General features: G+C 67.7%; 20 protein-coding genes and 1 pseudogene. 10 read left to right on the top strand and 11 right to left on the bottom strand.

Features of this window, described 5'->3' with window-relative positions:
• The first annotated feature begins 35 nt into the window (after positions 1–35).
• Positions 36–2,360: an ATP-binding protein gene (locus JWS14_RS26585; protein WP_072942980.1), complete on the top strand. Its 2,325-nt coding sequence runs from the start codon at positions 36–38 to the stop codon at positions 2,358–2,360.
• Here JWS14_RS26585 and JWS14_RS26580 read toward each other — a convergent pair whose 3' ends face one another.
• From JWS14_RS26580 to JWS14_RS26565, 4 genes and pseudogenes are all read right to left on the bottom strand, one after another.
• The gene (locus JWS14_RS26580; RefSeq protein ID WP_072942979.1) at positions 2,361–4,493 is read right to left on the bottom strand and encodes a S9 family peptidase; all 2,133 of its coding nucleotides are present in this window, start codon (positions 4,491–4,493) and stop codon (positions 2,361–2,363) included.
• Between the two features lie 3 nt (positions 4,494–4,496).
• Positions 4,497–5,381, bottom strand: coding sequence for a phosphoribosylaminoimidazolesuccinocarboxamide synthase (locus JWS14_RS26575; RefSeq protein ID WP_072942978.1), 885 nt, complete (start codon positions 5,379–5,381; stop codon positions 4,497–4,499).
• Positions 5,382–5,392: 11 nt separating this feature from the next.
• Positions 5,393–5,702 (bottom strand): annotated as a pseudogene (locus JWS14_RS26570) (hypothetical protein).
• 11 nt (positions 5,703–5,713) lie between these two features.
• Positions 5,714–6,367: a DJ-1/PfpI family protein gene (locus JWS14_RS26565; RefSeq protein ID WP_072942975.1), complete on the bottom strand. Its 654-nt coding sequence runs from the start codon at positions 6,365–6,367 to the stop codon at positions 5,714–5,716.
• 207 nt (positions 6,368–6,574) lie between these two features.
• Between JWS14_RS26565 and JWS14_RS26560 the strand changes: the two genes are divergently transcribed.
• The 3 genes from JWS14_RS26560 to JWS14_RS26550 all read left to right on the top strand — a co-directional run bounded on the left by JWS14_RS26560 (position 6,575) and on the right by JWS14_RS26550 (position 10,120).
• The gene (locus JWS14_RS26560; RefSeq protein WP_072942973.1) at positions 6,575–7,531 is read left to right on the top strand and encodes a GlxA family transcriptional regulator; all 957 of its coding nucleotides are present in this window, start codon (positions 6,575–6,577) and stop codon (positions 7,529–7,531) included.
• Between the two features lie 95 nt (positions 7,532–7,626).
• Positions 7,627–9,075, top strand: a complete 1,449-nt coding sequence (locus JWS14_RS26555; RefSeq protein ID WP_206014768.1) for an MDR family MFS transporter — start codon at positions 7,627–7,629, stop codon at positions 9,073–9,075.
• Positions 9,076–9,085: 10 nt separating this feature from the next.
• Positions 9,086–10,120 (top strand): D-2-hydroxyacid dehydrogenase, encoded by a 1,035-nt coding sequence (locus JWS14_RS26550; RefSeq protein ID WP_206014767.1) that lies wholly within the window; start codon positions 9,086–9,088, stop codon positions 10,118–10,120.
• 24 nt (positions 10,121–10,144) lie between these two features.
• Here JWS14_RS26550 and JWS14_RS26545 read toward each other — a convergent pair whose 3' ends face one another.
• On the bottom strand, positions 10,145–11,488 hold the full coding sequence (locus JWS14_RS26545) for a diacylglycerol/lipid kinase family protein (protein ID WP_206014766.1): 1,344 nt from the start codon (positions 11,486–11,488) through the stop codon (positions 10,145–10,147).
• Between the two features lie 33 nt (positions 11,489–11,521).
• Entirely contained in the window at positions 11,522–12,457 is a 936-nt protein-coding gene (locus JWS14_RS26540; RefSeq protein WP_072942969.1) for a LysR family transcriptional regulator, read from the bottom strand.
• A 191-nt stretch (positions 12,458–12,648) separates the two neighbouring features.
• Between JWS14_RS26540 and JWS14_RS26535 the strand changes: the two genes are divergently transcribed.
• Together JWS14_RS26535 and dctA are read left to right on the top strand one after the other, a co-directional pair.
• Positions 12,649–13,743: a tartrate dehydrogenase gene (locus tag JWS14_RS26535; protein ID WP_206014765.1), complete on the top strand. Its 1,095-nt coding sequence runs from the start codon at positions 12,649–12,651 to the stop codon at positions 13,741–13,743.
• A 125-nt stretch (positions 13,744–13,868) separates the two neighbouring features.
• Positions 13,869–15,299 (top strand): C4-dicarboxylate transporter DctA, encoded by a 1,431-nt coding sequence (gene dctA, locus JWS14_RS26530; RefSeq protein ID WP_206014764.1) that lies wholly within the window; start codon positions 13,869–13,871, stop codon positions 15,297–15,299.
• A 311-nt stretch (positions 15,300–15,610) separates the two neighbouring features.
• Here the strand turns inward: dctA and JWS14_RS26525 are convergent, their stop codons facing one another.
• Positions 15,611–16,528 carry a LysR family transcriptional regulator gene (locus tag JWS14_RS26525; protein WP_072942964.1) on the bottom strand — a complete coding sequence of 306 codons (918 nt, stop codon included), beginning with the start codon at positions 16,526–16,528 and terminating at the stop codon, positions 15,611–15,613.
• A 181-nt stretch (positions 16,529–16,709) separates the two neighbouring features.
• On the opposite strand from JWS14_RS26525, the gene JWS14_RS26520 reads away from it, so the two are divergent.
• Together JWS14_RS26520 and JWS14_RS26515 are read left to right on the top strand one after the other, a co-directional pair.
• Positions 16,710–17,813, top strand: coding sequence for a tartrate dehydrogenase (locus tag JWS14_RS26520; RefSeq protein ID WP_095863288.1), 1,104 nt, complete (start codon positions 16,710–16,712; stop codon positions 17,811–17,813).
• Between the two features lie 103 nt (positions 17,814–17,916).
• The gene (locus JWS14_RS26515) at positions 17,917–19,230 is read left to right on the top strand and encodes a 2-hydroxycarboxylate transporter family protein (RefSeq protein ID WP_206014763.1); all 1,314 of its coding nucleotides are present in this window, start codon (positions 17,917–17,919) and stop codon (positions 19,228–19,230) included.
• 130 nt (positions 19,231–19,360) lie between these two features.
• On the opposite strand, the gene JWS14_RS26510 is transcribed toward JWS14_RS26515, so the two are convergent.
• The 4 genes from JWS14_RS26510 to JWS14_RS26495 all read right to left on the bottom strand — a co-directional run bounded on the left by JWS14_RS26510 (position 19,361) and on the right by JWS14_RS26495 (position 23,634).
• The gene (locus tag JWS14_RS26510) at positions 19,361–20,797 is read right to left on the bottom strand and encodes an amidase family protein (protein WP_206014762.1); all 1,437 of its coding nucleotides are present in this window, start codon (positions 20,795–20,797) and stop codon (positions 19,361–19,363) included.
• Complete coding sequence (locus JWS14_RS26505) at positions 20,794–22,266, bottom strand: sodium:solute symporter family protein (protein WP_206014761.1); 1,473 nt, start codon at positions 22,264–22,266, stop codon at positions 20,794–20,796. Before JWS14_RS26505 ends, JWS14_RS26510 begins: the two co-directional genes overlap by 4 nt.
• On the bottom strand, positions 22,263–22,532 hold the full coding sequence (locus JWS14_RS26500; protein WP_072942956.1) for a hypothetical protein: 270 nt from the start codon (positions 22,530–22,532) through the stop codon (positions 22,263–22,265). The genes JWS14_RS26505 and JWS14_RS26500 overlap by 4 nt, the downstream gene beginning before the upstream one ends.
• Before the next feature lie 151 nt (positions 22,533–22,683).
• Positions 22,684–23,634: an Lrp/AsnC family transcriptional regulator gene (locus JWS14_RS26495; RefSeq protein WP_072942954.1), complete on the bottom strand. Its 951-nt coding sequence runs from the start codon at positions 23,632–23,634 to the stop codon at positions 22,684–22,686.
• 262 nt (positions 23,635–23,896) lie between these two features.
• Here JWS14_RS26495 and JWS14_RS26490 point away from each other — a divergent pair, with 262 nt between their 5' ends.
• Positions 23,897–25,039: an isochorismate synthase gene (locus tag JWS14_RS26490; RefSeq protein WP_206014760.1), complete on the top strand. Its 1,143-nt coding sequence runs from the start codon at positions 23,897–23,899 to the stop codon at positions 25,037–25,039.
• A complete protein-coding gene (locus JWS14_RS26485; RefSeq protein ID WP_072942950.1) occupies positions 25,036–25,806 on the top strand; it encodes an SDR family oxidoreductase in 771 nt (256 codons plus the stop codon). Before JWS14_RS26490 ends, JWS14_RS26485 begins: the two co-directional genes overlap by 4 nt.
• Positions 25,807–25,840: the final 34 nt, after the last annotated feature.

Here is a 25,840-nt window from a genome sequence, read left to right as displayed (position 1 = left end):
CTCGAAGATCCCGTGAGAGGAAAGCGACAGTTGTCATGTCCGCCGCACAACGCAAGTTGGGAAACGTGCCGTGTGAGCTGACCAGCTTCGTCGGTCGGCGCCGTGAAGCGGCGGAGACGAAACGGTTGCTGTCCGTGTCGAGACTGTTGACGCTGACCGGTATCGGCGGTGTAGGTAAGACTCGACTCGCGCTCCGGGTCGCCGACGACGCTCGCCGCGCGTTCGCCAACGGAGTGTGGCTTGTGGGGTTCGGTGAACTGCAGGCTCCGGAACTGGTCGAAGAAGCCGTTGCGAGCGCGCTCGGCGTGCGGGAACAGTCGGCATCGGGAACTTCGTCGATCCTGCAGAGGCATCTTCACGATCAGCAGTTACTGCTGGTGCTGGACAACTGCGAGCACCTGGTGGATGCGGTCGCGGCGCTGGCCGAGTCACTCCTGAAGACGTGCCCGAAGCTCCGGATCCTCGCGACCAGCCGCGAGCCACTCGGCATCGATGGCGAGGCCACCCTCCGGGTCCCGCCGCTGCCGTTTCCGGATTCGAGTCGACCGTCCCCTCCCGCGGGGCTCGCCCGTTACGACTCCGTTGCCCTCTTCGCTGAACGCGCCTCCAGGGCCTTACCCGGCTTCGCCATCACCGACGACAACGGCTCGACGATTGCCAGAATCTGTGAGCGTCTGGACGGACTGCCGCTGCCGATCGAGTTGGCGACAGCTCGGCTGCGGGCGATGACTGCGCAACAGATCCTCGACCGGCTCACCGACCGGTACACGTTGCTCACCTCAAGCACCCGAGGCGCTCCCTCTCGCCAGCAAACGCTACGTCTGTGCGTCGATTGGAGTTATGACCTGTGCACCCCGGACGAACGGGCACTGTGGGGTCGGCTGGCGGTCTTCGCCGGTGGGTTCGAGCTGGATTCGGCTGAAGGAATCTGCGCGGGCGATCTCGCCCCGGACGACGTGCTCGACGTGGTCGCGTCGCTGGTCGACAAATCGATCCTGATACGGGAAGAGGCCGGTGATGTCGTCCGCTTTCGATTACTCGACACACTTCGCGACTACGGCCTGGAAAGACTGCGCGAATCAGGTGAATACGACAGCGTGAGACGAAAGCACCGCGACTGGTTCGAGCGTCTGGCGTCGGACGCTCGATCCGGATGGATCGGCCCGAGACAGCTGGAGTGGGTTGCCCGGCTGAATCGTGAACAACCGAATCTTCGTGAGGCACTCGAATTCTCCGTGCGGCAGCCCACCGAGAACGAGTCCGCCCTTCGTATCGCCAACGCCCTGTATCTGTTCTGGCGCTCGTTCGGTCTGCTGAACGAAGGTAGGCACTGGTTCGATCGTGCGCTGACTCCGGCGCCTACGGCAGACACCGCCGAGAGGATCACCGCCTTGCACGCCGCCGGTATGCTGGCCGGGGCTCAGGGGGATCTCGAGGTTGCTCGTGCGTTCGTGGAGGAGGGACGAGTCCTCGCCGACCGGTCCGGGGACACGTCGATGCGGGCGCTCGTCACGTCTGCCGAGGGATTCATATCCCTGTTCCGTGGTGACGACCTCGCGTACGCGCTCGCGTGCTTCGAGAGCGCTCGGGAAGTCTTCCACACGGAAGGCGATTCACTCCAAGAAATTTGGGCACTCCTCGGACTCGGCCTGGCGAGCGCGCACCTCGGAGACGTGACCCGAGCTGTCGATTACCAGCGGAAGATTCAGGAGATCACCGAAGCACACGGCGAGTCGGTGTACCGCGGGTGGTCGCTGTGGACCGCGGCGCTGGCAATGTGGCAACGCGGCGAGCACGAACGGGCCAACGATTTCCTGCAGGACGGATTGCGCCAGACACGTCGGGCGGACGACCGCATCAACTCCGCGTGGTGCATGCAGATCCTGGCCTGGATCGCCGCCGACGATCACTCACCGGAACGCGCCGCGACCCTCATGGGTGCCGCCGAAGCGCTGTGGCAGGGTGTGGGCAGCCCGGCAGAGGTCTTTCCGCAGCTCGCAGGCCACCAGGACGAGCGCGAACGTCGAACCCGCCGTGACCTGGGCGGAAAGGCATTCGACACCGCCTTCCGGCATGGATCGAGCCTCAGCTTCGGGGACGCCGTCGCGTTCGCCTTGAACGAGCGGCCACGACCGATCGCGCAGTCACACAGCGACAATCCTTCCCTGAGCCGACGCGAGCGGCAGGTCGCCGAACTCGTCGCAGAGGGACTCACCAACAAGGCGATCGCGACCACTCTGGTCATCTCGCAACGCACCGCGCAGGGCCACGTCGAGCACATACTCGTCAAGCTCGGGTTCAGCTCTCGCGCCCAGATCGCCGCCTGGGTGGTCGAGCAGGGTCAGAGCGACCAGATCTGATCAGACCTTGCCGATCGTGTCGAGCACCCAGGCGAATTCGAACGCTACTTCCTTCCACTTCTCGTAACGTCCGCTGACGCCGCCGTGCCCGGCGCTCATCTCCGTCTTGAGTAGCAGCGGCGAGTCGCCCGTCTTGGTGGCGCGCAGTTTGGCGACCCACTTCGCCGGTTCGACGTAGAGCACCCTGGTGTCGTTGATGCTGGTGATCGCGAGGATCGCCGGGTAGTCCTTGGCCTCGACGTTCTCGTACGGACTGTACGAGCGCATGTATTCGTAGACCTCGGCATTCTCCAGCGGGTTGCCCCACTCGTCCCATTCGATGACGGTCAGCGGCAGCGAGGGGTCGAGGATCGACGTCAGCGGGTCCACGAAGGGGACGTTGGCGAGGATGCCGGCGAACAGTTCGGGAGCCAGGTTGGCCACCGCACCCATCAGCAGGCCGCCCGCGCTGCCGCCGTCGGCGACCAACTGCGGTGGCGTGGTGCGTCCGGTGTCGATCAAATGCCGTGCGCTCGCGACGAAATCGGTGAAGGTGTTCTTCTTCGTGAGCGTCTTGCCGGTCTCGTACCAGTGCCTGCCCATCTCGCCGCCGCCGCGCACGTGCGCGACCACGAACACCACGCCGCGATCGAGCAGCGACAGCCGGGCGACCGAGAACGCGGGATCCATGCTGGCCTCGTACGAGCCGTACCCATAGAGGAGCGTGGGGGCGGGGTCGTCGGTGCCGTTCGTCTTCCGCCGGACGATCGAGAGCGGGATGCGCGTCCCGTCCTCGGCGACGGCCCAGTCGCGTTGCTGCTCGTAGTTGCCGGCGTCGAAATCGCCGAGCACGGGTTGCGACTTGCGCAGCGCGAGTTCACCCGTCGACAGCACGTAGTCGTAGACCTGACCGGGCGTGATGAACGACGTGAACGCCATCCGCAGTGTCGGCTGCCGCCATTCCGGGTTTGCCCCGAGCCCGACGCTGAAGAGTTCCTCGTCGAATGCGATTTCGGTGAACTCGCCGTAGCCGCCCTCGCCGAGCGGCCAGATGGCCAGCCGGGTCAACGCTTCCCTGCGGTACCCGAGCACCAGGTGATCGGCGAACGCGTCGACCTCCTCCAACCGCACGTCGGAGCGGTGCGGAATGAGGATGGTCAGCGACGTCGGGTCGGACACCGGCGCCTCGGCGAGCACGAAGTTCTCGGCCTTCTCACCGTCGACGACGTCGTTGTGCATGATCAGGAAGCGGTCTTCGCCGGCGACGACGGCGTGTTCGACGCCGTACTCGACGCCCTCGCGCCGCGGCAGCACCACCCGGAACTCGCCCTCCGGATTCTCCGATTCGAGCACCCAGCCTTCGCTGGTGATCTTCGACCCCACCCAGATCACGAGGTACTTCTCGCTCCGGGTGGACCCGACCGACACCCAGAACCGTTCGTCCGGCTCGTGGAACACGGTGACGTCCTGTGCGCGGTCGGTACCGAGCTTGTGCCGCCACACGGTGTCGGGGCGCCAGGAGTCGTCGACAGTGAGATAGAAGACGTGACTGTGGTCGATCGCCCAGGTGACGCCGGGCGCGGTGTCGGGGATCTCGTCGGGCAGCAGTTCCCCGGTCTCGAGGTTCTTGAAGCGCAGCGTGTAGCGCTCGTCGCCGACCACGTCGACCGAGTACGCGAGGAGCGTGCCGTCGTGGCTGAGGGAGAAGGCGCCGACGGAGAAGAAGTCGTGGCCCTCGGCCTCGGCGTTGCCGTCGAGCAGAACCTGCTCACCGGGCAGTTCGACGCCCGGGGCCAGTTCCGGCGGGGTCCAGTCGTCGGCGCCCGCGATCGGGGCCCGGCACTGGACGCCGTACTGCTTGCCCTCGATGGTGCGGGCGTAGTACCACCAGTCGCCCATCCGGGTGGGAACCGACATGTCGGTTTCCTGCGTGCGGGACTTGATCTCCTGGAAGATCTGGTCCCGCAACGGCGCGAGATGCGCGGTCTGCTGCTCGGTGTACGCGTTCTCGGACTCGAGGTACGCGACGACCTCGGCATCTTCCTTGGCCCGCAGCCACTCGTACTCGTCGACGAATGTGTGACCGTGGTGGACGCGTTCGGTGGCGACCTTCTTCGCGACCGGCGGGGTGAGTTTCGCGCCTTCGGAGGTCATGTCTCAGCCCACCCAGTCCGCGAACGACAGACCCGAGATCCGCTCGTACGCCTCGATGTACCGCTCACGGGTCGCCTCCACGATCTCCGCGGGCAGCGGCGGCGGCGGAGTGTCTGATGCCCGGTCCCAGCCCGATTCGGGTCCGGTGAGCCAGTTGCGGACGAACTGCTTGTCGAAGCTCGGCTGCACCTTCCCGGCCTCGTAGCCGTCGGCCGGCCAGTACCGGGACGAGTCGGGGGTGAGGACCTCGTCGGCGAGAATCAGGTTGCCCTTCGGGTCCAGTCCGAATTCGAGTTTGGTGTCGGCGAGGATGATGCCCCGGTCGGCGGCGAAGTTGGACGCCCGGCCGTAGACGTCGAGGGTGTCGTCGCGCAGCTTCACGGCCAGATCCTGGCCCACCTTGTCGACCACGGCCTCGAAGCTGATGTTCTCGTCGTGCTCGCCCAGCTCGGCCTTGCTGGCGGGCGTGAAGATCGGGTCGGGAAGCTGACTCGCCTCCACCAGCCCCTCGGGCAGTGCGACTCCGCACACCGCGCCGGTCTCGTTGTAGTCGATCAGCCCGGATCCGGTGAGGTACCCGCGGGCGACGCACTCGACGGGAACCATCTTCAGCTTCCGGACCACCAGCGCGCGGCCGAGGACCTCTTCGGGGATCCGGCTGTCGTCGGGTTCACCGGCCAGGTGGTTGTTGCCGCCGAGGACGCCGAAGAAGAAGACGCTCATCGCGGTGAGCACCCGCCCCTTGTCCGGGATCGGGGTGCTGAGGACGTGGTCGTAGGCGGAGATCCGGTCGCTCGCGACCAACAGGAGGTGCTCGTCGTCGATCGTGTAGAGGTCGCGGACCTTGCCACCGGCCAGATGGGCGTATGAATCGAGTGAGGGGCGCACGGTGATCCAGCCTATCGGTCGGGCACCGACCGCCGGCCGCTGACCTTCGAGCTGGGGAGACGCCCCGCGGTCGACTTCCCCGTCATCTCGTCGTCCTCGACGAGCACGTCGAACTTCAGGTGCAGTCGCAGCGGCTTGGTGATGGACTGCGTCCAGGTGAGCCGGTTCCCGTCGAGGACAGGATCGGTGAGCGGCACTTCTTCGGCGTCGCCGCGGGCGATCCCGCGGAGTTCGCCGTCCTCGGTGAAGAAGGTCAGCTCGACCCGTTGCTTCCCGATGGGGGGTGGCGATCACGACGTTCCAGGTGCCTTCGACAGACATGGCTGTGCTCCTCAGATGGTGGTGGGTTCGAGCCCGCGGGGCCGCCAGACGGTGCCGCGGCGTTCGTGGGCGAACATCTGCTCGACGGCGTGCGCGATGCGCGGTCCCAGCTCCCGCTCGAGCAGATACAGGCCGAGGTCGAGCCCGGAGGTGACGCCGGCCGCGGTGACGAGGTCGCCGTCGTCGACGACCCGGGCGTCGACGGCGACCACCCCGGTGGCGTCGAGCAGATCCATCCCCAGATGATGGGTGACGGCGTGGCGGCCCTCGATCAAGCCGGCCATCGCGAGCACCAGCGATCCGCCGCAGACGGTGGCGACGATCAGTTCCGGGTCGGTGCAGGCCTCCCGCAGCACGTCGGGGAGCCGTGTCTCGAGGGTCCGCCCGAGAATTTTCGGGATGGTGTCGTCGCCCTCGTTACGCTCCTCCACGCGCCCCGACGCGCCCGGCACGAGGATCACATCGGCCCGGGACGTGTCGAGCACCTCGGTGGCGCGCAGGCTCAGCGACCCCGTTCCGCTGGGAACGTCGCGTGCACCCTCGACCGACGCCAATGCGACGGTCACCGCGCCTGCGGCGAACAGCCCACCCGCGTGGAGCACCTCGAAGGGAGCGATGACGTCGAGCGGGTCGAAGCCGTCGAACAGCGCGATCTGGACATGCATCGGTGGACCTTTCATGGCGTGCCCCCTGCCGAATGCCGGGGCCGTGATGACGCTAGCCACCCGGCCGATCCCGGAGAACTGGCATTTCTGCCACGATGCAACGGATTTTCGCCAGCCGATATCTCGCGATTACGACGGGCCGGGTCCTGAATTTCCCACGCTTTACATGCGGTTGGCGAGAACTCGTCGACTGCGTAGGTTGTAGCCATGCACACCGTGGCGGTTCTGGCGCTCGACGGGGTGATCGCGTTCGACCTCGCCACCCCGGTCGAGGTGTTCGGCCGCACCCGGTTGCCGGACGGACGCGCCGCCTACCGGGTGAAGGTGTGCGCACCGGACGGGGATGTGGACGCCGGCGCGTTCACGCTCCGCGCACCCTGGGATCTGCGCGCCCTGGACACGGCAGACACGATCATCCTGCCGGGACTGGCCGACCCCACCGCCCCACTCCCATCCGGCGTGCTCGAGGCGCTGCGCCGGGCCGCCGGCAGCGGCACCCGGATCGCGTCGATCTGCGTGGGAGCGTTCACCCTGGCGGCGACCGGACTGCTCGACGGCCGCCGGGCGACGACGCACTGGGCGGCGGCCGACCTCCTCGCCGCGCGCCACCCCCTCGTCGACGTGGACCCGGCCGTGCTCTACGTCGACAACGGCCAGTTCCTGACGTCGGCCGGTGCGGCGGCGGGCCTCGACCTGTGCCTGCACATGATCCGCTCCGATCACGGATCCGCCGTCGCCGCCGACGCCGCCCGGCTGTCGGTGATGCCGCTGGAACGCGAAGGCGGGCAGGCGCAGTTCATCGTCCACGACCGTCCCCCGTCCGCGGAACTGTCCAGCCTGGATCCGCTGCTCCGGTGGATGCACGAGAACAGCCGCGAAGACCTGACGCTCGACGAACTTGCCCGGCGGGCCGGGATGAGCGCCCGCACCCTGAACCGGAGGTTCCGCGAGCAGACCGGCACCACACCGTTGCAGTGGCTCCACCGCATCCGGATCCATCAGGCGCAGTATCTGCTCGAGACCACCTCGCACTCCGTCGACCGCATCGCCGTGCAGGTGGGGTTCGGTTCGCCGACCGCGTTCCGCGAGCGGTTCAAGCGCGTCGTCGGGACGAGCCCCCACTCCTACCGCGCGGCGTTCCGCGGATCCTCCGCCACCGCGTAGCCGCCCCGCGGGCACGGCCGTGGAACACATCGCCGCCCGGTGTCGTTACCGTTGTTCAGGAACTCTTGTGAGCGCGGTAACGGGAAAGGTGGCTAATGGCGACGGACACGGCCCGGGTGGACGTCGGATTCCGTTCGGAACGCGGACCGATTCTCGTGTCGCTGATGCTCACGACGTCACTGGTCGCGCTCGACGCGACCATCATCTCGACCGCGGTGTTCACCATCGTCGGGGATCTCGGCGGGTTCACGCAGTTCCCGTGGCTGTTCTCGATCTACCTGCTCACCCAGGCCGTGTCGGTGCCGATCTACGGCAAACTGGCGGACATCTTCGGCCGGAAACCGGTGATGCTCCTCGGCATCGCCCTGTTCGGCGTCGGCTCGGTGCTGTGCGGGATTGCGTGGAGCATGCCCGCGCTCATCGCGTTCCGCGCGGTGCAGGGACTCGGCGCCGGAGCGGTTCAGCCGATGAGCATGACCATCGCCGGAGACATCTACACCCTCGCCGAACGCGCCAAGGCCCAGGGCTACCTGGCCAGCGTGTGGGGCATGTCGGCGGTGGTCGGCCCGACCCTCGGCGGCCTGTTCTCCGAGTACCTGTCGTGGCGGTGGATCTTCTTCGTCAACATTCCCCTGTGTCTGCTCGCGGCCGTGATGCTGATCCGCAACTTCGACGAGAAGCGGGTGCGCACCCAGCGGTCCGTCGACTACGCAGGCGCCGGCATCCTGGCCATCGGGGCGACGCTGCTCATCCTGGGACTCCTGGAAGGCGGCCAGGCCTGGGCGTGGAGTTCACCGGTCAGCCTCGGAATCTTCGCCGCGGGATTCGTGTTCCTCATCGCGTTCGTCCTCGTGGAACGACGCGCCGCCGAACCGGTCCTGCCGCTGTGGGTGTTCACCCGCAGGGTTCTCGCAGCCAGCAATCTCGTCTCCCTGCTGGTCGGGGCCATCGTCCTCGGCCTGACCACCTACGTCCCCACGTTCACCCAGGGTGTGCTCGGGACGGGCGCACTCGTGGCCGGGTTCGCGCTGGCCACGCTGACCATCGGCTGGCCGATCGCCGCATCGCAGTCCGGTCGGGTGTACCTGCGCTTCGGCTTCCGAGTCACGGCCACCGCGGGCAGCCTGCTGGTCGTCGCGGGCACCGCACTTACCCTGGCCCTGTCCATCGAGTCGGCGGTGTGGCAGGTGGCGATCTGCTGCTTCGTCATCGGCGGCGGCATGGGTCTCGTCGCGAGCCCCACTCTCATCGCCGCGCAGTCGAGCGTCGACTGGTCGGAGCGCGGCGTCGTCACGTCGACCAACATGTTCGCCCGGTCTATCGGCAGCGCCGTGGGGGTCGCCCTGTTCGGCGCCCTCGTCAATGCGCGGCTGGGCGGCGACGACCACCCGGCGCCGGTCGATCTGGCCGGCGCCCTGCACCTGGTGTTCCTGGCCGCTCTCGGCGCGGCCGTCGTGCTCGTCGTCGCCGCGGCGGCGATGCCGAAATCCGCCGCCGCACCGGAGGTCGAGCCGAGCGCAGCGACGTCCAACCGTCAGCACTGAAGGAGACACCGTGCCCGACCCGTGCGTCGACGTGCTCGTCGCGTCGTATCTCGAGCAGGACCTGGTCGACAGGATCGCAGGCAGCGACCCGCGGATCCGGGTGTCGTACGCCCCCGAACTGCTCCCCCGGCCCCGGTGGCACAGCGATCACGTCGGGGTGCCGCGCGAACTGACGGCCGGCGAGCACGACCGGTGGACGTCGATGCTGCGGACCGCCGACATCATGTTCGATTTCGACTGGCGCCACCCCGAACGCACGCTCGAACAGTCGCCGAATCTGCACTGGATTCAGGCGACGTCCGCGGGCGCCGGACAGCTCATCGAGAAATTCGGGCTGTCGCACGCCCCACTGACGGTGACGACCGCCGCGGGCGTCCACGCCGATCCCCTGGCGGAGTTCGCGCTCGCCGGCATTCTGCATTTCGCGCGCGGACTCCCCCGGCTCATCGCCGACCGGCGCGACCGGACGTGGCGCAAACAGGCGACGACAGAACTCGCGGGACGTCACGCGCTGATCGTGGGCGCAGGCAAGATCGGCTCGCGCACAGCGGAACTGCTCCGCTGCTTCGCCGTCACCGCCACCGGCGTCGCCCGCACGCCGCGACCCGCCGGCGGACCCTTCGACGTCATGACCACCACCGACCGGATCGCCGAGCATCTGCCCACCGCAGACATTCTCGTGATCTCCTGTGCCCTCACCGAGCACACGCGCGGCCTGATCGGACAGCTGGAACTCGCCGCCCTCCCCGAGGGCGCACTGGTCGTCAACCTCGGCCGGGGGCCGATCATCGACGAAGACGCCCTCGCGGAAGCACTGTCGGCAGGGCGCCTCGGCGGGGCGGTCCTGGACGTCACGTCCACCGAACCGCTGCGGGAGGACTCGCCGCTGTGGACGGCCGACAACGTCATCCTCAGCCCGCACAGCGCATCCAACGTGCCGTCGGAGAACGGGAAGATCGCCGATCTGTTCGTCGAGAATCTCGGACGCTACCTGTCGGGTGACGCCGCCCTGATCAACGAGTTCGACTTCGACGCGGGTTACTGACGTCCGCCGCCGACCGGTTCTTCGTCAGGCAGAATTCGAGCCCCCGAATGCCAGTCGGCGGAGCCGGACCCAGTCCACCGGCCGGGCCGGCGGGCGGACACCGGGACGGTTGCGTGGAACCCGTACCCGCAGCGCCCCGGGCGTGACGGTGCACCGTACGGGCGTCGGGATCACGAGGGCTTCGCCGTCGATCCCGGCGGGAATCGAGGGCGCGTCTGCGGTGATGACGACCTCGCGACCGGAATGCTGGATCAGCCCCTCCTGGCGCGCACGACGAAGCAGAGCCACGGCCTGCCGGGTGCTGCTCACCGAGATCGTCACCACGCCGAGGGTGCCGCGGTCGAGTCGCGGGCGGCGTCCGAGACCGGCCAGATCGTAGATCTCGTACGGCCCGTTGCTCACCAGAACGGCCTGGGGTCCCTCGACCTTCCTGTCCCCTAACCGGGCGAGGAGGCGTGCCCCGCGCTGCCCCTCGATCAGATCGGGAAGCATCCGCAGGGTCGTGCCGGTCTTGTCGTCCCGATAGGCGGGGCTCTGTACCACCTCGGCGTAGGCGCCGAACGAGGCATTGTTGACGAAGGTTCGTTCGCCGACCTTGCCGAGGTCGATGCGCAGTTCGATCCCGTCCGTCAGCGCGTCGAGGCAGCGGGACGGATCCTCACGGTCCAATCCGAGATCCAACGCGAAGTGGTTGCGGGTGCCCGCGCTGATCACCAGGAACGGGAGGTCGTGCTCGGCGGCGATGCCGGCGACCAGCGCCTGTGTGCCGTCGCCGCCGGCCACGCCGAGCAGGTCGGCGCCGCGTGCCACCGCGTCCCTGGCCAGTGCTTCGACGTCCACCGTCCCCGGTCCTTCGAGCAGGGCCACCTCGGCGCCGAGTGCCTCGGCTCGTTTCTTCAGATCGAACTTCCCGACCTTCCCGCCACCCGAGTGCGGATTCATCACCAGGAAGGCGCGTTTCGGCGGCACGGCCGGATGCTCGGGCATCACCCAGTCCGAGCGATCCCGGCCGAGGGCGGCGCGGGCGCACACGACGGCGAGCGCGGCGAGCGCCGCGGCGAGCAACACCACCCACAACAGCCGGGCGCTGACCAGAAGCCAGAGCACGACGATCGGAGTCAGAATGAGCACGACCAGCGATACCCAGCGGAGCGCGCCGCGGCTCGTGAGGAACCAGAACAGCGCCGCGACCTCCACCACCGCAGCGCCGACGGCCACGATCAGCAGCGTCAGGGTGTGCAATCCGGCGAACACCAGCAGCACGGCAACCGAGGCGAAGATCGCCAGGTAGGCGGCCCGGGCCAGCCAACGTCGGCGCCCGCTCGCAGGATCCGCAGATTCTGCCGAGTCCCTCTCGTGGAGTGCCATCGCCACCACCTCGCCATTTCCGGGCGTCCCCTTTCAGTATCCATCACGTGTGCGCTCCGTCGCGGGCACTTCCCACGCAGAGGGTGTTCGCGCCGCGTACTGTCGCGCCTCGTCCATGAGCGTCCGCGCGGGTGGCGTGAGGTGGCTCTGCCGGCAGACGGCGGCGACGTGGAGGTAGGACTCGGGGACGATGCGGTGCACGGTGGCGCCCGCCTGCCGGGCCGACGGCGCCCAGGACGACGGCATGACGGCCTGGCCGAATCCGCTGAGCACCATCGGCAGGATCGACGTGCGGTGCGCGACCTCGGCGACGATGGTGGCCGCGACGCCGCTGGCGAGCACCTCGTCGACGAGGGTCCGCATCAACGACCCCCGCTGCGACACGATCAACCGGAATCCGGACAGTTCCGATCTCCGAATCTCCGGGCGCTCCGGCGTTTCGGCGCCCGGCCCGGAGATGAGGATCAGCGGCTGGCTTTCCAGCGCGACGACGTCGAGTTCGGGGGCGCGCACCGCGGCGGGGGAACCGAGGATCCCGACCTCGCAGACGCCGGTGCGCACGGCGTGCAGAACCTCCTCGGGTGTGAACGCCGCCTCGGCGTTGACGGTGACCGACGGATAGGTGCGGCTGAAACTGGTGAGGATCGTGGTGAGGGGTTCGATCCCGGGTGACGGCATCGTGATCAGGTCGACGCGGCCGGCGCGCAGCCCCTTCAGCGCATCGACGGACGCCTTCGCGTCCTCGAGGTCGCGCAGCACCACACGGGCCGGGCCGACGAGTGTTTCGCCGGCGTCGCTGAGTACCAGCCTGCGGCCGACGCGGTGGAAGAGCGGCACCCCGAGTTCCCGTTCGAGCGCGGATATCGACTGCGAGAGCGACGGCTGCGCGATCAGCAGTGTTTCCGCCGCGCGGTTGATGCCACCCTGATCGACCACCGCCAGGAAGTACCGCAACTGCCGCGCGTCCACCGGCTCACCTCGTTTCCGTTCACGTCGCGCCGAACCGCTGTCCGGGCCACTCACTCTACCTGCGGAAACAGCCGCCGATTAGGTGAAACCTATAAGCCGAATCACTTCTTGGTCATGGACGCTGCGCGAGTGTGACGGGTTAATGAATGCATCACACACTGTGACGAGCACAACACGATGGAGGCAACGACATGGCACCGCAGACGTTCAAGATTGCATCGATCCCCGCCGACGGCGTCGGCAAGGAGGTCGTCGCTGCCGGACGGCGCGTGCTCGACGTCCTCGCAGAACAGTCCGGTGGGCGTTTCGCCTTCGAGTGGGAAGAGTTCCCCTGGGGCTGCGGGTACTACGAGCAGACCGGGAAGATGATGGCCGACGACGGCCTCGACACCCTGAAGGCCTTCGACGCCATCTACTTCGGTGCGGTCGGCTGGGAGAACGTCCCCGATCACATCAGCCTCTGGGGGCTGCGGCTCAACATCACCCAGAACTTCGACCAGTGGGCGAACGTGCGACCGGTGAAGTTCCTCACCGGCGTGCAGTCCCCGCTGCGCAAGGCGGACGACACCGAACTCGACTGGGTCGTCGTCCGGGAGAACAGCGAAGGCGAATACGCCGGCCTCGGCGGACGTAACCTCAGCGGCCGCGGACCGGGCAACGAGGTCGCCCTGCAGACCGCGCTGTTCACCGAGAAGGGATGCGAGCGCATCATGCGCTTCGCGTTCGACCTGGCCCGCACCCGCACGGTGAAGAAGGTCTCCAGCGTCACCAAGTCCAACGCCCAGCAGTACGGCATGGTCCTGTGGGACGACGTCTTCAAGCGCGTTTCCCTCGACTACCCGGACGTCGCGACCGAAAGCGTCCTCGTCGACGCGATGAGCGCGAAGTTCATCCTGCACCCGGAGGACCTGTCCGTGGTGGTGGCGTCGAACCTCAACGCCGACATCCTCTCCGACCTCGGCTCCGCGCTCGCGGGAAGCCTCGGGGTTGCGGCGAGCGCGAACCTCAACCCGGAGCGCCGCTTCCCCAGCATGTTCGAACCCGTCCACGGTTCCGCCCCCGACATCGCGGGCCAGGGCATCAGCAACCCGATCGGCGCGATCGCCAGCGCCGCCCTGATGCTCGACCACTTCGGCCTGCACGACGAGGCCCGCCGCGTCGAAGCCGCCATCGAGGCCGCCACCGCGAGCGGCGCACTGACCCGCGACATCGGCGGCTCGTCGGACACCGCGGCCGTCACCGAAGCGATCGTGCACGCCCTGCAGACCGCACTGACCCCTGCCTGACCGACCCACACACCGCCGGCCCGACTCGGCATGATCTGCCGGGTCGGGTCGTCACTGCTCGAACGGTCGGTAACTCTCGGCCACCCCGTCTTCATACCTGAACACTCTCACCCGAGGTGAATGTCATGGAAACACTCAGCAGCGCAGCGAGTTACCCGCCGGCGACGGTGAAGAAACCCTGGTACAGGCAACTGTACTTCTGGGTCCTGATCGCGATCGTGCTCGGCATCCTCGTCGGGTGGCTCTGGCCCGACACCGGCGAGGCGATGGAGCCGATCGGCACCACCTTCATCACGGCGATGAAGATGCTGATCTGCCCGATCGTGTTCCTGACGATCGTCGGCGGGATCGCGAGTGTCGCGGATCTGAAGAAGGTCGGGCTGACCGGAATCAAGGCGCTGACCTACTTCCAGGTCGGAACGATCCTCGCGCTGCTGACCGGACTCGTCGCGATCAACCTCTTCCGCCTCGGGGACGGGGTGAATGCCGACGCATCCTCCCTCGAAACCACCGAATCCGCCGGCAAACTCATCAAGGCCGGCGAGGAGAAGGAGTGGTGGGAGTTCATCACCCACCTGGTCCCGGACAGCGTGTTCGGACCGTTCGTCGAGGGCGACATCCTGCAGGTCATCTTCCTCGCCGTCATCTTCGGTGTGGCCATCAACGCGGTGGGACAGATCGCCGCGCCGATCCGGGACGCCGTCGAACGCCTCACCGCAGTGGTGTTCAAGGTCCTGAGTTTCATCATGAAACTCGCACCGCTCGGCGCGTTCGGCGCCATGGCCTTCGCCATCGGCAAGTACGGTGTCTCCACCCTCACCAGCCTCGGCAGCCTGATCCTGCTGTTCTACGCCACCTCCGCGTTCTTCGTCGTCGTGGTCCTCGGATCCGTCATGGCGTATTTGCGGCTCAACATCTTCCGCATGCTCGGCTTCTTCAAGGAAGAACTGCTGCTCATTCTCGGCACCTCCACCGCCGAGCCCGCGCTGCCCGGTTTGATGCGCAAACTGGAGTACGCCGGAGTCAAGAAGCCCACAGTGGGTCTCGTCGTGCCCACCGGCTACAGTTTCAACCTCGACGGCGCCGCCATCTATCTCTCCCTCGCCGCGCTGTACATCGCCCAGGCCACCAACACCGACCTGTCGATCCCTCAGCAACTCGGCCTGCTCGGGGTCATGCTGCTGACCTCGAAGGGCGCCGCAGGTGTCGCCGGCGGCGGATTCATCGCCCTGACAGCCACGTTGAGCACCCTCGGCACCATCCCCGCGGCCGGCATCATGCTCATCTTCGGCATCGACAAGTTCATGTCCGAATGCCGCGCCCTGGTGAACTTCATCGGCAACGCCGTCGCCACCCTGTTCGTCGCCAAATGGAACCACGAACTCGACGTCGACCGCGCCCGCCGCGTCTTCGCCGGCGAGGTCCTTCCCGCACCCGAGGGTGAGGTCGAGAACGACTTCGACCTGGAGGTGCTTGAACAGGAACCACGACCGGAACGCATCGACCACGAACGGCTCGATCCCGCGGCGGCGCCCGCGCACTCCGCACAGCGATAACCGCAGTCGCACTGCACACGAGAGAGGAAGGCCGATGAGGGTTCTGGTTGTCCCGGACAAATTCCAGGGCTCGCTCTCCGCGGCCGATGTCGCGGAACATCTCTCGGCCGGACTCGCCTCGGCGGGCATCACGAGCAGGCAACGTCCTCTCGGGATGCTCGCCGCCCTCGGGTTCACCTTTTCCGACACCTCGGGACGACCCTGCGGGCGTGCGGGCGAACCCTTCCCGACGTCGCGACGATCGACTCCGCCCGCGCAGCGCACCTGTCCGGAATCGAGATCAGCCACATCGGGCGCGAAATCGGCCAGACCTACTCCTGACTCGGCTCGATCCGGTCGCTCAGTCCGGCGGCGAGATGGTCGACGAGAGCGCGGATACGACGGGGCACGTGCGACGTGGCGGAGTACAGCGCGTTGATGTCGGCGGAGGGCGTGGGGAAGTCGGACAACACCTGCACGAGTGCCCCCTCACGAAGAAGCGGAGCCACGTGCCACAGGGAACGCATGATCAAGCCGTGTCCTTCCACGCACCAGCGCGTGGTGACGTCCCCGTCGTTGCACAGAAGGTTTCCGGCCACTCGAATGGCGATCTCGTCGTTCGCCGGCCCGAACCGCCACAGTGCGTAGTCGCCTTCGTTCTCACGCAACACGATGCAGTTGTGGTGTTCGAGGTCTTTGGGCTGTGTGGGCGTTCCATGCCGTTCGAGATAGCCCGGAGCGGCACACACCACGCGGCGGTTCCGGCTCAGGCGTTTGGCGGTCAACCTCGAGTCCTGCAACGACCCGACACGGATGCCGACGTCGAACGTGGTCCCGGCGATGTTGAGCGGGAGCGGCGAGAGGTCGAGTTCGATCTGCACACGAGGATGCTCGTCGAGGAACTGTCCGACCAGCGGCGCTATGTGCGCTCGGCCCAGGCCCAAAGTGGCATGCACCCGGACGCGGCCGACGAGTTCGGCGTGCTGCTCGGAGATCGATTCCTCGAGTTCGGTCACTTCTGCGGCGATGACCGCCGCCCCCGCCGCGTAGCGCTCACCCTCCGAGGTGAGCGTGAGCCGGCGAGTCGTTCGCTGGATCAACCGGACCCCTAGCCGCTTCTCGATTCGACTCAGCCTCTTACTCACCGACGAGACCGACACGCCGAACTCGCGGGCCGCTTCGGTCAGGCTCGACGACCGCGCGACGACGTCGAAGAACAGTACGTCCTCGGCCGATGCATCACTTGTCATAGGTCCATTCTTTCCCTCGAGGAAAAACTGTCTTGCGTATTCACCGCTTTTCTATCCGATTGTTGCCCAATAGGCTGTGATCAGTCCCACAGTAGTTGGCATCGCGCAGTCCGGTCACTCCGCTTTCCGCGGAATACGCCGCGTGCCAGACTTTCTCACCCCAGTAAGGAGCACACGCATCATGGGCGCAACGCATCGGATAGCAGTCATTCCCGGCGACGGAATCGGCACGGAGGTCGTCCCCGAGGGTCTGCGGGTCCTCGACGCCGCGGCGTCGGCGTTCGACTTCCAACTCGACTACGAGCAGTTCGACTACGCGAGCGCCGACTACTACACCACGACGGGCACGATGCTGCCCGACGGCTGGTTCGATCAGCTCAGCCGCTTCGACTCGATCTTCTTCGGCGCCGTCGGCTGGCCGGACGTCGTCCCCGACCACATCAGCCTGTGGGGAAGCCTGCTGCAGTTCCGCCGCCACTTCGACCAGTACGTGAGCCTGCGCCCGGTCAAACTCCTCCCCGGCATCACCAGCCCGCTCGCCGGACGCGAACCCGGTGACGTCGACTTCTACGTCGTGCGGGAAAACACCGAGGGCGAATACTCGAGCATCGGCGGCAAGATCTTCGAAGGCACCGACCGCGAAACCGTCATCCAGGAAACGGTCATGACGCGAACCGGTGTGGACCGAATCCTGAAGTACGCCTTCGATCTCGCCCAGTCCCGGCCGAAGAAGCATCTGACCTCCGCGACGAAGAGCAACGGCATCTCCATCTCGATGCCGTACTGGGACCAGCGCGTCGAAGCGATGGCCCAGAACTTCGCGGACGTCGCGGTGGACAAGTACCACATCGACATCCTCACCGCGAACTTCGTCCTGCACCCGGACTGGTTCGACGTCGTCGTAGCCAGCAACCTGTTCGGGGACATCCTCTCCGACCTCGGCCCGGCCTGCACCGGCACCATCGGCGTGGCCCCGAGCGGAAACATCAACCCCGAGCGCAAGTTCCCGAGCCTGTTCGAGCCGGTCCACGGGTCGGCCCCCGACATCGCGGGCAAGGGAATCGCCAACCCGATCGGGCAGATCTGGAGCGCAAGCATGATGCTCGAGCACCTCGGCGAGACCGAGGCCGCCGCCGCCGTCATGACCGCTGTCGAGGACGTCCTCGCGGTCGGCGGTAACACGCTCACACCCGACATGGGCGGCTCCGCCACCACCGTCTCGCTCGGTGAAGCGGTCACCCGGCAGTTCGAGACCAACACCAGCCTCCGACTGGTCCGTTCCTGACGCATTCCCGCCGGCCGCGCCCTGCGCACCCATCGAGCGTGACCACCTCCGCTCCCTCCACCTGCGGCTTGCGAGGCCGCCACACCCCCCGAGGGGAAAACCCATGAGCATCGAGACTCGACCAGAGATTGCTTCACCCTTCCGCCGAGCCAAGCTCGACGGCGTGCCGCTGATCATTCCCATCGCACTGACCGCCGTTGTGATGGTCGCCGGCCTGTTCAACTCCATTCCCAAGAACATGATCGGCGGTCTCGCGGTGATCGTCGGATTGGGAATGCTGCTCGGACCGTTGGGTAATCGACTTCCGATCATCTCCAAGATCGGCGGTGGCGCACTCGTCTGCCTGATGACCCCGTCCATCCTGGTCTACTTCGGGGTCTTCAACGACAACACACTCGACGCCGTGCACTCATTGATGAAAGAAGCCAACTTCCTCTATTTCGTCATCTGCACACTGGTGGTCGGCAGCATCCTGGGCATGAGCCGCAAGGTCATGATCGGCGGCCTCGTCAAGATCTTCCCGCCGCTGTTCGTCGGCACCGCCGTCGCCGTCTCGGTCGGCATCGGCGTTGCGATGCTCTTCGGCTACGACTTCCACCGCGCGCTGTTCTTCATCGTCGTCCCCATCCTCGGCGGCGGAATCGGCGAGGGAGTCATCCCGCTCTCGGCGGCGTACGCCTCGGCGATGGGCGGCGAATCGTCCACCTACATCTCGCAGCTCATCCCCGCCGCGATCATCGGCAACATCGTCGCCATCATCAGCGCCGGCGTCCTACGCCGGATCGGTGACCGCAAACCCCACCTCGACGGCGGAGGCCAGCTGGTCAAGACCGGCGACACCGACGACCTGCTCGCCCCCTCGGACGAGGCCGCCGAACGCGAATCGAGCACATCACCCAACTACGCGATGGGTGTGCTGACGATCTGCAGTCTGTTCGTCCTGGGCACCTTGCTCGAGCATTTCGTCCACCTGCCGGCACCGGTTCTCGTCATCCTCATCTCGGTGATCTGCAAGCTGTTCAACGTCTTCCCGCAGAGCGTCGAGGACAGCGCCCGGGGCGTCTACAAGATCATCTCCGGATACTTCATCTACCCCGTCATGATCGGTCTCGGGATGCTCTACGTCCCGCTGGCCGATGTCATCGATGTCGTCTCCATCGGATACGTGATCACCTGCACCGCCGTGGTGCTCTCGATGGTGCTCGTCGGGTTCTACGTGGGCAAGGCGATCGGCATGTACCCGGTCGACGCGTCCCTGGTGACCGTCTGCCACAGCGGCCTCGGCGGAACCGGCGACGTTGCGATCCTGTCTGCGTCCCAACGCATGAACCTCATGCCCTTCGCCCAGATCTCGACCCGGCTCGGCGGTGTCACCACGGTCATCTCCGCCGCCTCTCTCATCCGGATCCTCGGCTGACTCCCGACACGGCCGTGGTCGAGGTCGCCGACACCTGCGGCCAGGCCACTCTCCTGAGCGGCCGGCTCTCCCCCGCACACCGTCGGATCCACCAACCTCATCCACGTCCACCGGGTCGGCGACGACGACTTCACGACGGGATGGACGCTGCTGCCGTCTCGAGCAGGTGCGGGCGAACGGCTCCGACCGGGTTGAGCTGCTCGTAGGCCCGGGCAACGTCGAGCAGGAACAGGTCGTTGCCCGGGGCGGCGACGATCTGCACGCCGACCGGCAGACCCTCGGCGCTGAACCCGGCGGGGACGGAGATCGCGGGGCACCCCAGCACCGTCACGGTCAGCGCCGACGTCATCCAGTCGAGGTAGTCGTCGCAGCGGCGGCCGTCGACCGCCGCCGGGTACTCGAGTTCGGCGTCGAACGGCAGCACCTGGGACACGGGCATCACCAGGACGTCGTGGCGGGAGAAGAATTCGACGGCGCGAGCCTGGATCTCCGCCTGGGCCACCATGGCTTTCGCGATGTCGTCTGCGGAGAGCCGGTCCGCCTGCCGGATGTTGTCGAGCAGCGACGGCTTCAGCAGTTCGGGGGTGGCGTCGGCGCGGTCACCGAGGTCGATCTTGAACCGCCACGCCCGCAGGGTGCGGAACACCCACTCGGCGTCGGGAATCGACGGTGCGTCCTCGGCCACCACCGCACCCGCGGCGGCGAAGATCGACGACTGACGGTCGTGGATCTCGCGGACCGGCGCGTCCACCGGGAAGAGGCCGTTCAGATCCGCGGACACCGCGACACGCAGACCCTGCAGGCCGGCGACACCGTGCCGGGGCGCGAGCGCATCGGCACCGAGCGAGCTGCGGATCCGCGCGTCGGGTCCGGAGATCACCGACAGCAGCAGTTCCAGGTCGTCGACGTTGCGGGCCATCGGCCCCTGCGTCACCAGCGCGTCCCAGGGCGCGCTGTTGGGCCAGCACGGCACGCGGCCGGGCGTGGGGCGCAGTCCGACGACGTTGCAGAACGACGCCGGGTTGCGCAGCGAACCGCCCATGTCGCTGCCGTCGGCGAGCGGAATCAGTCCCGCGCCCAGTGCGGCTGCGGCGCCGCCGCTCGAGCCACCCGCGCTCCTGGTGGGGTCGTACGGGTTGGTGGTGGTCCCGAAGACGGGGTTGAACGTGTGCGATCCGGCGGCGAACTCGGGAACGTTGGTCTTGCCGATCGTGACGGCGCCGGCCGCGGTGACGCGTTCGGCGATCAGCTCACTGGTCTGGGGCACGTTGTCGACGAGCAGGGGCGAACCGGCGACCGTGGGGAATCCGGCGACGTCGTGAGTGTCCTTGAATGCGAACGGAAGTCCGTGCAGCGGACCCACAGGGTCGCCGGCGGCCGTCTGCGCGTCGGCGGCGGCGGCGGTGGCGTGCGCGCGGTCCAGGTCGAGGCTGACGAGCGCGTTGACCGTCGGATTCACCTGTGCGATCCGGTCCGTGTGCAGGGCGAGTAGCTCGCGGGCCGAGATGTCCCTGCTGCGGAGTGCGGTGAGCATCTCACGCGCGGTCGAGTAGTGGTCGAGCGTCATTTCGAGGTCTCCAGGATCGGGGCGGTGGCCGGACGGTCTTCCGACGGCGCGGGGGTCGGGGGGCGGGGACGGGCGAGGCGAACCACGGTCTCGACCGCGGCGATCACCGCGAGGTTGAGGACCAGGCCGCAGATGCCCGCGTCGATGTTGGCGAGGTTGAGGTCGAACACGGTCATCACGATGACGGTGAGCATTCCCACGAGCAGACCGGCGAACACGGATTGCTTGGCGAGCAGCGGCTTCTCGGGCAGGGCGAGCGCCAGGCCGGGGGCGAGCTGGCTGAGACCGCCGAACGTGAGCAGCAGCAGATTGGCCAGCAGGTCGGGGCGGGTCAGGCCGAGCACCAGAGCCATGGTGGCGGCGGCGATCACGACGAGGTGGTTGAACCGGAGCTTCGTGCGCTCGCTCTCGATCTTCACCAGGTTGTGCGAGGCCAGGGTGGAGATGCCGATGCAGATGGCGCCGGCGGGCAGCATCGCGGCGGAGGCGGCGGCGATCGCGATCAGGCCGAGCGCCCAGTTCGGCAGCGCTCCCCCGGCCAGCGTGAGCAGGACGGCGTTGCTGCTGGTGTTCGGATTCAGTGCGAGGATCCCGACGAAACCCAGCATGATCGGGAGGATCATGACCACCTGGTACATCGGCAGAAAAGTGTTGTTGGAGCGGATCACCCGGCCGTTCTTCGCGGCGAGCAGCGGCGGCCACAGGTGCGGGGTGGTGAGGAAGCCGCAGCCGATCGCGGAGATGAGCAGGCTGGTGGTCCACCAGACCTTGTCGTAGTCGCCGGGGTTCACGGTCAGCATCTCGCTGTGGGTCTGCGCGATCTGGCCGAACACGTCGCCGATGCCACCGGCGAAGTGCAGCGGGATCACGATGGACAGCACCACGACGGCGAGCAGGATCAGGACGTCCTTGACGTAGGCGGTGCGCGCCAGGCCGTGGATGCCCGCCCACAGCACGAACCCGACGACGAGGACGGTCGCGACGATCATGCTCAGCGTGCCCGAACTCGCGCTGCCCGTGACGAGGCGGACGATGAGGCCGAGTCCGGTGATCTGCAACTGCAGATACGGCAGCAGGAAGATGATGCCGCACAACGCGACCAGCCGGCCGAGGAGCGGGCTGCGGTAGCGGTCGGCGAAGAAGTCGGCCTGGGTGATGTACCCGCGATCCTTGCTGAGCTTCCAGATCCGCGGTCCGATGAAATACAGGGCCACGTAGCCGAGCGGGATGTACGGGATGGCGTAGGTGGCGCCGATGCCCGCGGTGAACGCGATACCGGCGACGCCGAGGAACGTGAACGTGGTGAACGATTCACCGGCCTGCAGGAAGAAGCTGGTGACCACACCGAAGTTCCGCTTGCCGACCGTCCACTCGCTCAGGCTCTGAGCGCGTGTCCGGTGTCCGCCGACGGCGATCACGGCGAGACCGATCATGCCTGCCAGGGTGATCCACAGAGCCGAGTTCGTCATCGGAGACTCGCTTCCTCGAGGCGGAGGCCGTCCTCGAACGGCCGGACGAGGCCGAACTCCACCGCCGCCAGCGCGGGCAGCAGCAGGAGCACCCACGCCGAGCACCAGACGAGCAGCCGGGGCATGCCCAGCCACAGATCGGCCGTGTTCACAAACGGCAGCCACACGGCGGTGACGAGCGCGAGCACCGGGGCGACCGGGACGAGCAGCAGCCAGCGGCGCTGCGGCGAATCCTCGATCGCCCCGAGAATGGCTTCTCGTTGCATGCTGTTCCTTCTTCCATCCAGGGAGTAGAGGAAGCATGCGTGGTGCGGATCACAGCACTCAACCGCTGAGGGAGGTTCGGCGAAATCGGCCACCCACCTGTCGGAGATCGCAATCAGACGCGTCGGAGGGGCCGTCTGATGTCGAAATCCGTCACATCACCCTGCCGCTGCGCTTGACCGCCTGCACCACCATGTTGGTTTCCAGCGCCAGCGCGTCCGCCACCCACGGGGCGGTGGTGATGTAGTCGTAGAGCACCGACTCGTCGGGTGCGGCGATGTTCGCGACCACCTGGTACTCGCCGGCCGTGCCCGCGGCGTACCGCACGTAGGGCATCTCGAGCATTCCCCGCACCAGCGGTTCGATCCGGTTGCGCTGGGTCTTGATGAACAGCATCGCCTCGGCCCGCAGCCCGAACAGTGCCGGATCCACCACCACCCGGAGACTGATCGCCCCCTCGGTGAGCAGCGACTGGACGCGTCGCCGCGCCGTCGCCTCGGACACCCCCGCGGTCCGGGCGAGGGCCGTGGTGCCCACCCGCCCGTTCTGCATGAGTTCGCGGATGATGGTGCGGTCGATGGGATCCCGGGTTCCGCGTTCCAGGTCGGTGAGGAACGACGCCGGAGGCGCGACCCCGCCGATCGATTCCTTCTCGGCGGGGGTCAGCACCCCGGCCTCCCATTCACGGACCGTGCGGAAGTACCGCAGCACGGGGTCCGTCCAGCTCCGGACGACGCCCATCGTCGCGGGCAGTTCGTCCATGACGAGTTTCGGCAGGCGGTCCCGCGACACGTGGATCTCGGCCACGCAGTCGGCGGTGCCGGTGAGGATGTACACGAAGATGCAGTCACTGCGCTGGGCGAGGGCGCTCGCCGCCACCCGCACCGTTCCCGGGGAGCACTGGAGACGGACGATCGCGGTGCCGCCGCTGTTCGCGACGGCGGTGACGGCCACCCGGCCGGACTCGAGGAGCGCGATGCCGTGCCGGGTCACGTTCCGCTCGGGTTCGCCGAGCGCCTGGGCGATCCGACTCCACGAGCACCGCCCGTCGACCTGGAGGGCGGCGACGATCCGCTGATCGAGCGAGAACCTGCGTTCGGTCATTGCAGAAGCCTGCCCTCCATGCCACGTGTGCATGCGATGTTAGGCCAGTCGTTGACGTCGAGAACTCCGATCCGGTCGCGGACCGAATCGCACCCGCGCATGAAGGATCGAAACCGCTGGACTGCAGGGCAATACGCCCCGGTCTCGGACCGCCGGCCGAGAAGGTGAGCCGCCAAAGGTTAGGCTAACCGTATATGGTCGGGGTGTAACGGTACGCATCGCGACGCGCGCCGCAGTTGTCCACTACGAAAGGTGATCGCACATGCAGTCGACGGCCGTTGCCGGGTCCGCAGAGACTTCGGCGGACCTTCCGCCGGGCGCGCCGTTCGTCCTCTCCCGCCCGCACGGCACCGTGATCGCCGACGGCATCCGCACCGGTTTCGACTCCGCCCGCGACGCCGCCGCGGCCCTGAAGAGCGGCACCGTGACCTCGGTGGCCGGGGCACTCGCCTTCGACCCGTCCCACCCCGCCGCGCTGGTCGCGCCGCAGACGCTGCGTCATCACCCGGGAAGCTGGGCTCCTCGCCTGCAGACGATTCCGCACGTGCGCGCCGGAGCGTCGGTCCCCCCGGAGGACGAGCACCTCGCCCGCGTCGCCGCCGCGATCCACGTGCTGCGCGAACCCGAGGCCGCACTGCACAAGGTGGTGCTCGCCCGATCGGTCGTCCTGCACGCCGAAGAACCGTTGCACCCGCACACGCTGCTCGCCCGGCTCGTCGCGAACGACCTCGGCGGCAACGGCTTCAGCGTCGACCTGGGCTCCGCGGGCACCGGATGGTCGGGACGGCACCTCGTCGGCTCGAGCCCGGAGGTACTCATCCGCCGCCGCGGCGACACCGTGACCTGCCATCCTCTCGCCGGCTCGGCTCCCCGGCACGCCGACCCCGAGATCGACCGGCAGACAGCGGAGAACCTCGCGTCCTCGGAGAAGAACCTGCGTGAGCACGCCCTCGTCGTCGACGCGCTGCGCGCGAGCCTCGAACCGTTCTGCACCGAACTCGACATCCCCGACCGGCCCACCCTCACCAGCACACCGCAACTGTGGCACCTCGGCACACCCGTGGCGGGACGGCTGCGGGACCGCTCGGTGACCGCGCTGGACCTCGCCGTCGCCGTGCACCCGACACCGGCCGTGTGCGGCACCCCCACCGACGCCGCGCGTACGCTGATCGGCGAACTCGAGGGCGACCGCGGCTTCTACGCCGGCGCCGTGGGCTGGGCCGACGCCGACGGTGACGGCGAATGGATGGTCACCATCCGGTGCGCGCAGATCGACGCCGACGGCACCACCGTCACGGCGTACGCGGGCGGCGGCATCGTCGCCGCGTCCGAACCGGACGACGAACTCGCCGAGACCACAACCAAACTGGGCACCGTCCTCGCGGCACTGGGACTTCCCCGATGAGCGGCACGACACTGGTCGTCGGGGCGGCGCAGGGCATCGGGCGGGCCACCGCCGTCACCCTGTCGCGGTCCGGTCACCGCCTGGTACTGCTCGATCGGGACGCCGACGGCCTCGCCGCCACCGCCGCACTGCTCGACGCCCCTCCGCTCGGCACCGCCGTCACCGACATCCGCGACACCGCCGCGGTCACGGACACGGTTCGCCGGATCGAGGACGAGCACGGTCCCGTCACCGCCCTCGCGCACGTGGCCGGGGTACTCGAAACCGGGTCGGTGCTCGACGCCGATCCCGCGAGCTGGCAGCGCGTGTTCGACGTCAACGTCACCGGCCTCGTCAACGTGTTGCGGGCCGTCGGCACCGGAATGCGGGACCGCTCAGCCGGTTCCATCGTCGTGGTCGGCTCCAACGCCGCGGGCGTCCCCCGCACCGGGATGGGCGCGTACGGCGCGTCCAAGGCCGCCGTCGCGATGATCGTCCGGGTACTCGGCCTCGAGCTGGCCGAATACGGGATCCGCGCCAACATCGTCGCCCCCGGCTCGACGGACACCGCGATGCAGCGGTCACTGTGGTCGGACCCCGACGACGACACCGGGGCGCGCGGCGCGATCGACGGCGACCTGGGCTCGTTCAAGGTCGGCATCCCGCTGGGTCGCATCGCCGACGCCGCCGACATCGCCGACTCCGTCGAGTTCCTCCTGTCGGATCGCGCGCGGCATATCACCATGCAGGCGCTCTACGTCGACGGCGGCGCTACCCTCCAAGCCTGACCGCCCCGAACAGCCGTGCCCGTGAAAGGACTTT

The sequence above is a fragment of the Rhodococcus koreensis genome, from assembly GCF_017068375.1.
In the GTDB taxonomy this organism is placed as follows: Bacteria; Actinomycetota; Actinomycetes; order Mycobacteriales; family Mycobacteriaceae; genus Rhodococcus_F; species Rhodococcus_F koreensis.
Note: the sequence above shows the minus strand (reverse complement) of the source record. Positions and strands in the feature narration are given on the sequence as shown.

Coding starts and splice junctions, on each gene's coding strand:
- JWS14_RS26565 (WP_072942975.1), bottom strand. CDS start 6,367: ATGCATGTCCAGATCGCGCTGTTCGACGGCTTCGACCCGCTCGACGTC.
- dctA (WP_206014764.1), top strand. CDS start 13,869: ATGGAAACACTCAGCAGCGCAGCGAGTTACCCGCCGGCGACGGTGAAG.
- JWS14_RS26585 (WP_072942980.1), top strand. CDS start 36: ATGTCCGCCGCACAACGCAAGTTGGGAAACGTGCCGTGTGAGCTGACC.
- JWS14_RS26505 (WP_206014761.1), bottom strand. CDS start 22,266: ATGACGAACTCGGCTCTGTGGATCACCCTGGCAGGCATGATCGGTCTC.
- JWS14_RS26510 (WP_206014762.1), bottom strand. CDS start 20,797: ATGACGCTCGACCACTACTCGACCGCGCGTGAGATGCTCACCGCACTC.
- JWS14_RS26490 (WP_206014760.1), top strand. CDS start 23,897: ATGCAGTCGACGGCCGTTGCCGGGTCCGCAGAGACTTCGGCGGACCTT.
- JWS14_RS26525 (WP_072942964.1), bottom strand. CDS start 16,528: ATGACAAGTGATGCATCGGCCGAGGACGTACTGTTCTTCGACGTCGTC.
- JWS14_RS26580 (WP_072942979.1), bottom strand. CDS start 4,493: ATGACCTCCGAAGGCGCGAAACTCACCCCGCCGGTCGCGAAGAAGGTC.
- JWS14_RS26515 (WP_206014763.1), top strand. CDS start 17,917: ATGAGCATCGAGACTCGACCAGAGATTGCTTCACCCTTCCGCCGAGCC.
- JWS14_RS26545 (WP_206014766.1), bottom strand. CDS start 11,488: ATGGCACTCCACGAGAGGGACTCGGCAGAATCTGCGGATCCTGCGAGC.
- JWS14_RS26520 (WP_095863288.1), top strand. CDS start 16,710: ATGGGCGCAACGCATCGGATAGCAGTCATTCCCGGCGACGGAATCGGC.
- JWS14_RS26495 (WP_072942954.1), bottom strand. CDS start 23,634: ATGACCGAACGCAGGTTCTCGCTCGATCAGCGGATCGTCGCCGCCCTC.
- JWS14_RS26535 (WP_206014765.1), top strand. CDS start 12,649: ATGGCACCGCAGACGTTCAAGATTGCATCGATCCCCGCCGACGGCGTC.
- JWS14_RS26500 (WP_072942956.1), bottom strand. CDS start 22,532: ATGCAACGAGAAGCCATTCTCGGGGCGATCGAGGATTCGCCGCAGCGC.
- JWS14_RS26555 (WP_206014768.1), top strand. CDS start 7,627: ATGGCGACGGACACGGCCCGGGTGGACGTCGGATTCCGTTCGGAACGC.
- JWS14_RS26560 (WP_072942973.1), top strand. CDS start 6,575: ATGCACACCGTGGCGGTTCTGGCGCTCGACGGGGTGATCGCGTTCGAC.
- JWS14_RS26485 (WP_072942950.1), top strand. CDS start 25,036: ATGAGCGGCACGACACTGGTCGTCGGGGCGGCGCAGGGCATCGGGCGG.